General features: G+C 73.4%; 7 protein-coding genes and 1 pseudogene. 5 read left to right on the top strand and 3 right to left on the bottom strand.

What is annotated here, in order from left to right:
• Both ACRYR7_RS22210 and ACRYR7_RS22205 read left to right on the top strand, forming a co-directional pair.
• Positions 1 to 287: pseudogene (locus tag ACRYR7_RS22210) on the top strand (acetamidase/formamidase family protein); the annotation flags it as partial.
• Positions 288 to 351: 64 nt separating this feature from the next.
• The gene (locus ACRYR7_RS22205) at positions 352 to 1,731 is read left to right on the top strand and encodes an amidase (protein WP_432574289.1); all 1,380 of its coding nucleotides are present in this window, start codon (positions 352 to 354) and stop codon (positions 1,729 to 1,731) included.
• Positions 1,732 to 2,084: 353 nt separating this feature from the next.
• Here the strand turns inward: ACRYR7_RS22205 and ACRYR7_RS22200 are convergent, their stop codons facing one another.
• On the bottom strand, positions 2,085 to 2,315 hold the full coding sequence (locus tag ACRYR7_RS22200) for a hypothetical protein (protein WP_432574288.1): 231 nt from the start codon (positions 2,313 to 2,315) through the stop codon (positions 2,085 to 2,087).
• Between the two features lie 188 nt (positions 2,316 to 2,503).
• Positions 2,504 to 3,277, bottom strand: coding sequence for a FadR/GntR family transcriptional regulator (locus tag ACRYR7_RS22195; protein WP_432574287.1), 774 nt, complete (start codon positions 3,275 to 3,277; stop codon positions 2,504 to 2,506).
• An 84-nt stretch (positions 3,278 to 3,361) separates the two neighbouring features.
• On the opposite strand from ACRYR7_RS22195, the gene ACRYR7_RS22190 reads away from it, so the two are divergent.
• Both ACRYR7_RS22190 and ACRYR7_RS22185 read left to right on the top strand, forming a co-directional pair.
• On the top strand, positions 3,362 to 4,291 hold the full coding sequence (locus ACRYR7_RS22190; protein WP_432574286.1) for a proline iminopeptidase-family hydrolase: 930 nt from the start codon (positions 3,362 to 3,364) through the stop codon (positions 4,289 to 4,291).
• Positions 4,291 to 5,679, top strand: coding sequence for an APC family permease (locus ACRYR7_RS22185; protein ID WP_432574285.1), 1,389 nt, complete (start codon positions 4,291 to 4,293; stop codon positions 5,677 to 5,679). The genes ACRYR7_RS22190 and ACRYR7_RS22185 overlap by 1 nt, the downstream gene beginning before the upstream one ends.
• 684 nt (positions 5,680 to 6,363) lie before the next feature.
• On the opposite strand, the gene ACRYR7_RS22180 is transcribed toward ACRYR7_RS22185, so the two are convergent.
• The gene (locus ACRYR7_RS22180) at positions 6,364 to 6,648 is read right to left on the bottom strand and encodes a hypothetical protein (RefSeq protein ID WP_432574284.1); all 285 of its coding nucleotides are present in this window, start codon (positions 6,646 to 6,648) and stop codon (positions 6,364 to 6,366) included.
• A 261-nt stretch (positions 6,649 to 6,909) separates the two neighbouring features.
• Here ACRYR7_RS22180 and ACRYR7_RS22175 point away from each other — a divergent pair.
• The coding region (locus ACRYR7_RS22175) for a fibronectin type III domain-containing protein (RefSeq protein ID WP_432574283.1) at positions 6,910 to 8,815 on the top strand (1,906 nt) is incomplete at its 3' end.

Genomic DNA, 8,815 nt, shown 5'->3' with positions numbered 1-8,815 from the left:
GGATGGAGGACGACGCCTACCTGATGACGACCGGCTCGTCCAAGCCCATGGAGGACGCCCTGCGCATCGCGCACAGCGAGATGGTGCGCTGGGTCGCGGAGCTGACCGGCCTGTCGACGCTGGACGCCTACCAGCTGATCACTCAGGCCGTCGAGACACCCGTCGCCAACGCCTGCGACACCGTCTACACCGTGGTGTGCAAGATGCCCAAGCGCTACCTGCCGGGTGTCTCGGTGTTCCAGGGAGCGCACGAGCGGCTCAAGACCCAGCGCACCGACCGGCCCTGAGGTCCTCGGATCGGCGCGTCCCGGCTGATCACCGACCCGGCGAACACCAGCAGCGAGGAACTCGATGCACTACGAACCCCTTCACGACGTCTCCCAGCGGATCCGCCGGCGCGAGTGCTCGATCCCGCAACTCGTCAGCTGGCAATTGGAGCGCATCAGCACCCTCGACAAGGAGATCGGTGCCTACTGCCACCTGGACGAGCAAGGTGCGCTGGCAGCGGCGGACAGGCTGCAGCACGAGCTGCTGCAGGGCCGCTGGCGCGGCCCGCTGCACGGCGTGCCGATCGCCGTCAAGGACATCTACGGCGTGCAGGGCCAACCCTTCGAGATCGGCATGCCCAGCCGCCGCGGTGCGCTGGCCACCACCACGGCCACCGTGGTACGCAGGCTGCAGGAAGCAGGGGCCGTCATCCTCGGCCGCCTGCACACCACCGAGGGCGTCTACGCCGAGCACACCGCCCCGTACCAGGCGCCCCGCAACCCGTGGAACCAGGACCGCTGGGTCGGTGTCTCCTCCAGCGGCAGCGCTGCGGCCACCGCAGCCGGCCTGGCCTACGCCACCTTGGCCTCCGACACCGGCGGGTCCATCCGCATGCCGTCCTCGGCCAACGGGGTGACGGGGCTGAAGCCCACCTGGGGCCGGGTCAGCCGCCACGGCGTCTTCGAGCTGGCCGCCACCCTCGACCACGTCGGCCCCATCACCCGCTCAGCCATCGACGCCGGAATCGTCCTGCAAGCCATCGCAGGCCACGACCCGCTCGACCCCACGTCCTCCACCCTGCCTGTCGAGGCCTATGGACGGCGCAGGGCGACAGACCTCAGCGGGCGCCGGATCGGGGTGGACCTGGACTGGGCGCTCACTGAAGTCTCCGAGGCCACCGCGAGGGGGCTGCGCGATGCCCTGGACGTCTTCGAGGACCTGGGGGCGGAGATCGTGCCCGTGCTCTTCCCCGGCACCGACGCGGTCGTGCAGGACTGGTTCACCGTGTGCGGTGTGCAGACGGCGCACGCGCACGAAGCCAGCTACCCGCAGCACCGCGATGAGTACGGCGGCGCCCTGCGCGAGGTCATCGACCTGGGCCTGCGCACCAGTGGGGTGCAGTACCAGGAGGTGCTCTCCCGCCGCGCCCGGTTCAAGGGCCAGGCCATCGCCGCTCTGCTCGGACTGGACGCCATGATCGTCCCGGGTCTGCCCTTCGAGGCCCCACTGGCACTCGACATGATCGCCATGGACGAAGCGAGGGTCGCGCAGGTGCACCGCTACACCGTTCCCTTCACCATGAGCCAACTGCCCACGTTGACGATGCCCTCCGGTTTCGGCGTCGACGGCATGCCGGTCTCGGTGCAGCTGGTGGCACTGGAGTTCAGGGAGGACGACCTCATCGCCCTGGGTGCCGCCTACCAGGCGCGCACGTCCTGGCACACCACGCACCCCGGTCTGTGAGCAGCGCCCATGCCTGCTGCGGGTACCGCGCTGCGAGCGCGGACGTTCCACCGCACTGACGCTCCGCGGTGCCGTGTCGAGGTCCTTCGGTGACCGCACGCAGGGAGCTCGGAGCGCTCTGGAGCCTCTGGCGCGTGCTCGACCCGACGGGTCTGCTGCACGAGCAGACGCTCGCCGGCCTGAGCGAGTAGTCATCCGCTGACACGGGGCAGCGCACATGCCTTCCGAGACTCCGCCGCGGCGAGGTCGAGTCCGCGCCAGCAGGGGTGAGCGTGGGCCCCGCCGCCCCACGGCGACCTGCTGTCGCTCAGGCTCTGCTGGCGGCAACCAGGCTGTCTCGGCCTCCAGGGTGCTCAAGCGTCCAGGGTGCGCACGGCGCGCTCGAAGTCGTCGGCCAGCAGCACCTCCTCACTACCGGTGATCGCGCCGGCCCGCCCGTTGGTCCGCTCCTCGAGGGTGAGTGGCAGGGCGTCGAGGTAGGCCGCGGGCAGCAGGTCCCGGTAGCCGGTCTGCCAGCCCGCGGCGTGGACCTCGGCGACGGCCCGGGCGTCGTCCCCGGTCCTAGCTCGTAGGAGCATCCGCACAGCAGCTGTTCTACCGCTTCGGGCAGCTCGCGCCTTGCGCTGGTGAGCGTGCGCAGCGCGGCTCGCGCCCTGAGCGCGACCCCACCGGCACGGCGCCTGCTGCGCGAGCAAGCCGCCCGCTTCCGTGCCGCGCGGGCCGGAGCGCTCGATGGCGCGCTGAGGCGCGCCCGCGGCGCCGGGCTGCGCCCTCACCGCGCGGGGGCGGGCAGGACGCCGGTGCGCGCCAGGGCCGCGGTCAGCAGCTCCAGGTCGATGGCGGCGTGGGCCCGGGCGATGCGCTCGGCGTCGTCCTCGCGGCGTCCGGCGATCGCGGCGACGAGCTGGCGGTGCTCGCGCAGCGCCCGGGCCTCCATGGCCCGCATGCCCTCCGGCGCGCCCCACAGGTGCGCGGGGGCGCCGATGCTGAGCTGGCCCTCGAGGTCGGCCAGCACCCTGCGCAGGGTGTCGTTGTGCGCGGCGTCGATGATCGCCAGGTGCAGGGCGCTGTCGGCCTGCTGGGAGGCCAGGCCGGAGTCCGCGCCGGCGTAGGCCTCCAGCGCGTCCTGGATGCGCGCCAGGTCGGCGGGGGAGCGGCGCTCGGCCGCGGCCCGGCAGACGGCCCCGTGCAGGCGGGCGACGGCCTCGCAGAGGTCGCGCAGCTGCGCGTAGCTCGCCGACAGGGTGCGCCCGACGATCGCGGTGGAGGACTCCGGCCACTGCTGGAGCACGAAGGAACCGCCGGTGCGGCCGCGGCGGGTCTCGATGAGCCCGCGCCGGGCCAGGTGCGCCAGCGCCGCGCGGACCGTCATCCGCCCGGCGCCCAGGGCGGCGGCCAGGTCGCGCTCGGGGGGCAGCCGGGAGCCGGGCAGGTACTGCCCGGTGGCGATGGCCGTGACGAGGCGTTCGAGCACCGCGGCCACGCGGGGGCTGTCGGGACCGGCGGGCGTGCCCGCCCGGGCCCTGGCGACGTCCGTCTGCGTCATCTCGCCACCCTCCCGTCGTTTCTCACAGGTTAACTCCCCGGCAATGGTCTTGTGCGAGACCTTTCGGCTCAGCATGCTCTGGCCATGCCCGTCGCGACCACCACCGTCGAGTCCCGCACCCTGCCCGTCCTGGGGCACGAGACCTGGGTGCAGGTCACCACCCCCACCGACCCCCGCCCCGGCGCCCTGCCGCTCGTCGTCCTGCACGGCGGGCCGGGCATGGCCCACGACTACGTCGCCAACCTCGCCGCCCTGGCCGAGGAGACCGGGCGCACCGTCGTGCACTACGACCAGCTCGGCTGCGGGCGCAGCACCCACCTGCCCGAGGCGCCCACCGGGTTCTGGACCCCGCAGCTGTTCGTCGACGAGTTCCACGCCGTCCTCGCCGGCCTGGGGATCGAGCGCTGCCACGTCCTGGGCCAGTCCTGGGGCGGGATGCTGGGGGCCGAGATCGCCGTGCGCGGCCCGGAGTGCCTGGTCTCGCTGGCCATCTGCAACTCCCCGGCGTCGATGACGCTGTGGGTGCAGGGCGCTGCGCAGCTGCGGGCAGAACTGCCCGCGGACGTGCGCGAGGCGCTGGAGCGCCACGAGGCCGCCGGCACGACCAGCGACCCGGAGTACCTGGCCGCGACCGGGGTCTTCTACGCCCGCCACGTGTGCCGGATCACCCCGACCCACCCCGACTTCGCCGCCAGCGAGGCCCAGATGGAGGCGGAACCGACCGTCTACCACACCATGAACGGACCCAACGAGTTCCACGTCGTCGGGACCCTGCGCGACTGGAGCATCGTCGAGCGCCTGCCCGCGGTCGCGGTGCCCACCCTCGTCGTCGCCGGCGAGTTCGACGAGGCGACCCCCGCCACCTGGGCCCCGTTCGTCGAGCGGATCCCCGACGTCACCAGCCACGTGTTCCCCGGCGCCAGCCACTGCAGCCACCTCGAGCAGCCCGAGGAGTTCCGCGCGCTCGTCGCGGCCTTCCTCGCCCGCCACGACGACACCCCCGGAGAGGCGTGATGAGCGACCAGCAGCGCACCCTGGAGTCCTTCGGCTACCAGCAGGAGCTGAAGCGTTCCGTCTCCACCGTGGACCTGCTCGTCTACGGCCTGGTCTTCATGGTCCCCATCGCCCCGTGGGCGATCTTCGGGACCGTCTACGACAGCGCCCGCGGGATGGTCCCCCTCGTCTACCTCATCGGCCTGGTGGCGATGGTGTTCACCGCCCTCGCCTACGGGCAGATGGCGAAGGCGTTCCCCCTGGCGGGCTCGGTGTTCTCCTACGTCGGCCGCGGGGTCCACCCCGTGCTGGGGTTCTTCGCCGGCTGGACGATCCTGCTGGACTACCTGCTCATCCCGACGCTGCTCTACGTGTTCGCCGCCGAGTCGATGGTCGGCATCTTCCCCGGCAGCCCGCGCTGGGTGTGGGCGCTGGTGTTCGTGGCGCTCAACACCGTCGTGAACCTGCTGGGCATCAGCTCCCTCAAGCTGGCCAACCGGGTGTTCCTGGCCGTCGAGATCGTCTTCGTCGTCGCCTTCGTGATCATCGCCGCCAGCGCGCTGAACGGCGGCACGATCCCCGGCGCCGAGTGGGGCGCGACGCCGTTCTGGAACTCCTCGGAGGTCAGCGGCCCGCTCATCGCCTCGGCGCTGTCCATCGCGGTGCTCAGCTTCCTCGGCTTCGACGGCATCTCGACCCTGGCCGAGGAGACCACCGGGCGCAAGAACCCCGCCGGGCGGGCGATGCTCATCGCCCTGTTCGTCGTCGCGTTCCTCTTCGTCGTGCAGACCTGGCTGGCCAGCCTGCTCGCGGCCGGACGGGACTCCTTCGGCGACGACGCCGCCGGCAACGCGTTCTTCGACCTCGTCGAGGCGGCGTCGAGCTCGGGTTGGAAGACCGCCTTCCTCGTCGTCAACGTCGTGGCCGTGGGCATCGCCAACGCCATGGCCGCGCAGGCCGCCACCTCGCGCCTGCTGTTCTCCATGAGCCGCGACCGCCAGCTGCCCTCGTTCCTCTCGCGGATCAGTGCCCGGCAGGTGCCGGTGGCGGCGATCCTCGTCGTCACCGGGCTGTCCCTGGTCCTCGTGCTGTTCTTCGTCGGTCAGATCGGGCTGATCTCGTCGCTGGTGAACTTCGGTGCCCTGTTCGGCTTCTGCCTGCTGCACGTCTCGGTGGTCGTCCACCACCTGGTGCGGGGACGTTCGCGCAACTACCTCCTGCACCTGGTGGCCCCCGTGCTGGGGTTCCTCATCATCGGGTACGTGCTGGTCAACGCCGACGCGGCCGCCAAGATCGGCGGGATCGCCTGGCTCGCCGTGGGGGCGGTGGTCCTGGCGCTGAACCTGCGCGCCGGTCGCGGGGCCCCGAGCCTGCCGGCGGAGGAGCCCGTGGAGGTGGGCCGCTCCTGAGCGAGTGCCCGGGGTGGGTGCGTGGACACGACGTGGTGGCGCACCCACCCGGTGGCCGTCGGCTCGCGGGTGTGCTCGCGTGCGAGCTCCCGGCCCCGCAACGACCCCGCCCGGAGCCCCCGCCCGGAGCGCCTGCCCGGATCAGCCTCGCTCACGGTGGCGCCGCGCGTGCTCGACGACACCTCCAGCACGACCGGTGCTGCGGACCGGCGCACCACCGCGGCACGCCGTGAGCGCCAGCACCGGGGCGCTTCGCCACCCCCCCCGAGCAGGTGGCGGAGCGCTTGGTCGTGTCTGAGCTCACAGCGCCGGCCCGCACGGCGGTTCGAGCGACACCACGGCATCACGCAGCGCAGCGGCGAAGGCGAGCTGGCGCGAGGCGGGCGGTAGCCCGCCGAGGGCGGTGTGGTGGCGGAGGGGGCACCTCCCGCGTGCGGGGGAAGCACCACGCGCGAGTGGTCGTCCAGGACGGTGTGCAGGTAGCCGCAACCCAGGCTGCTCGGCCGCGCGGCCCCGGCCTGCTGGTTGCCGCGGCCGTGGACGCGCCAGCCACCGCCCTGGGGGACGCGGCCGAGCTTCTCGACGTCGATCACGTCAAGGGGTGGACCGGATCGCCTGGTGCGGCGTGCTCGTAGCGCTTGACGTCGGGGCGGATGCGCCGGCGCTGGGCCAGGTCGACGTCGCTCAGGCGCGGCAGGTGCGGGTGGGGCAGGAGCCGCGACGCAGCCGTGGGGGGTGCGGGCGCGAGGACCGGTCGAGCAGTCCGCCTCCCTCCTGAGCGTTGGTGGCTCGCGGCTGCACCAGCCGGTCGGCCCAGCGGGCGGCCGTGGGCCGGGGGACCGGGGGCACCTCCCACGAGGTGGGGGCGAAGCGTTCGGCGGCGCGGGCGATGGGCCAGCGCTCATCGACGATGAGGCGGGCCAGCTCCAGCCTGCCCATCGGGGTTAGAGCGGTGTGAGCGTGGGGCACGAGGACCTCCGGACGCACCACCAACGTCCACGGTCAGTACGACCAGTACCCGCGGTGTGCGTGCCACCCGGCCGGGCTCGGCAGCACCGCCCCTGCACGGACGGTGCTCCGCCGGTGGCGCCCCCTTCGAGGCGGCACGACAGGACCGCGGGCGGGACTGGGGCATTCGGGTGAGACCCCCTGAACAACTAGGAAAGAACGCCCGATAACTAGGTAGTACCTGGTGCTGGGCCAGGACCCCACGCCCCTGGAGGTTCCCGGATGCTCTCGAACCGGCGATCGGCCCGGATCGCGGCCGCGACGGCCGCGTTGACCGCCGTGGCGGTGTGGACGCCCTCCTTCGCCGTCGAAGCGGGGCTGAGCGCCCCCAACGGCGCGGTGGCGGCCACCCTCACCCCCAAGGTCCCCGCCGGGCTGCTCATCGACCGCGGCGACGGGCGGCTGTTCCCCTCGTGGACCGCCACCGGCGATGCCGCCGTCGGCTACGAGGTGCAGTACATCCCGCTCCTGCTGGGCCTGGGCGGGCTGTACGTGCCCACGGGCAGCCCGCAGAGCGTGGTGGTGCCCAAGGGGGTCACGAGCACGACCCTGACGGGTCTGAACAACCAGCAGAACTACCGGGTCTCGGTGCGCTCCCTGTACGCCGGTGACCTCGTCTCCGGCTACAGCGCCTCGCAGGACGTGGCGCCGACCTCCGCGGTCCCCACCGCCCCCACCGACCTGGTGGCCACCGGTCAGGAGGGGCAGGTGACGCTCGCCTGGGCGGCGGGCACGGACACCTCGCGCAAGCGGGTCGACGTCTACCGCGACGGCGTCCTGCTGGCCTCGGTGAACACCCCGGCCACCACCTACGTGGACCGGGCTGTCCTCAACGGCACCGAGTACTCCTACCACCTCATCGCGGCCACCGTGGCCGCCCCGGCGACCTCCTCGGCGGTGCGCTCCAGCGCCTCCACCACGCGCAACGCCACTCCCCGCGACACCACCGCCCCGGCCGTGCCGCGGCAGTTCAGCGCCACCGCGGGCGATGCCTCGGCGACGCTGTCGTGGAGCGCGAACACCGAGAGCGACCTGGCGCGCTACGAACTGGACTGCGGCACCGGGGTGCTCACCGTGCCGGCGGAGCGTTCGACGTGGGTGCTCACCGGCCTGAGCAACGGCACCACCTACTCGTGCAGCCTGCGCGCCGTGGACCGGGCGGGCAACACCTCCGGCGCCGTCACGCTCGCCGTTCGGCCCGTGGACCAGAGCCCGCCCAGCGCCCCCAGCGCCTTGTCCCTCACCCCCGCCGACCGGGCCCTGAACGCCTCCTGGAGCGCCTCGACCTCGCCCGACGTGGCGGGGTACCGCGTGTACCTGGACGGGGTGCGCGTGGTCGAGGTGCCCGCCGGCACCACCAGCGCCCACCTGCCGGCTCTGCTCAACGGCACCAAGTACGCCGTGCAGGTCAGCGCGTTCGACGCCGCCGGCAACGAGTCCGCCCCGACGCTGGTGGCCACCGCCACGCCCGCGGACACCAGCGCCCCGGCCGCCCCCACCGGGGTCAGCGGCACCCCCGGCGAGGGCTCCGCCACCATCTCCTGGGCCGCCAACGGCGAGGACGACCTGGCCCGCTACGACGTGCTGGACGGCGACGGGCAGGTCGTCGCCTCGGTGAGGGCGCCGGGCACCTCGGCGACCATGACGAACCTGGCCAACGGCACCACCACCAGCTACCGCGTCATCGCGCTGGACACCGCGGGCAACGCCTCCGCGCCCAGCGCCGCGATCAGCGTGACCCCGCGCGACGGCACCGCCCCTGCCGCGCCCAGCGCTGCCGCGGCCGTGGCCGGCGACGCCTCGGCGGTGCTCACCTGGACGCCCTCGGCCAGCGGCGACGTCGAGCGCTACGAGGTCCTCGACCAGACCGGTGCCGTGCGGGCCACCGCCCCCGCGGGCAGCGCCGGCACCATCGTCACCGGGCTGAGCAACGGCACCGCCTACACCTTCACGGTCGTGGCCGTCGACGCCGCCGGCAACCGCTCGGCCGCGGCCACCACGGGCGCGGTGACCCCGCGAGCGGCTCTCACCACACCGCCCACCACACCGCCCACCGAGCTCCCCGTCGGGGTTCCGGCCGCCGGGGCCGGCGGCCGCCCCCCCCCCCCCCCCCCCCCCCGCCTCAGAC

Source organism: Kineococcus gurbantunggutensis (genome assembly GCF_050871925.1).
Lineage (GTDB): Bacteria > Actinomycetota > Actinomycetes > Actinomycetales > Kineococcaceae > Kineococcus.
The sequence above is the reverse complement of the archived record's forward strand: the minus strand, read 5'-3'. Positions and strand labels throughout refer to the sequence as shown.

Coding starts and splice junctions, on each gene's coding strand:
- ACRYR7_RS22205 (WP_432574289.1), top strand. CDS start 352: ATGCACTACGAACCCCTTCACGACGTCTCCCAGCGGATCCGCCGGCGC.
- ACRYR7_RS22185 (WP_432574285.1), top strand. CDS start 4,291: ATGAGCGACCAGCAGCGCACCCTGGAGTCCTTCGGCTACCAGCAGGAG.
- ACRYR7_RS22195 (WP_432574287.1), bottom strand. CDS start 3,277: ATGACGCAGACGGACGTCGCCAGGGCCCGGGCGGGCACGCCCGCCGGT.
- ACRYR7_RS22190 (WP_432574286.1), top strand. CDS start 3,362: ATGCCCGTCGCGACCACCACCGTCGAGTCCCGCACCCTGCCCGTCCTG.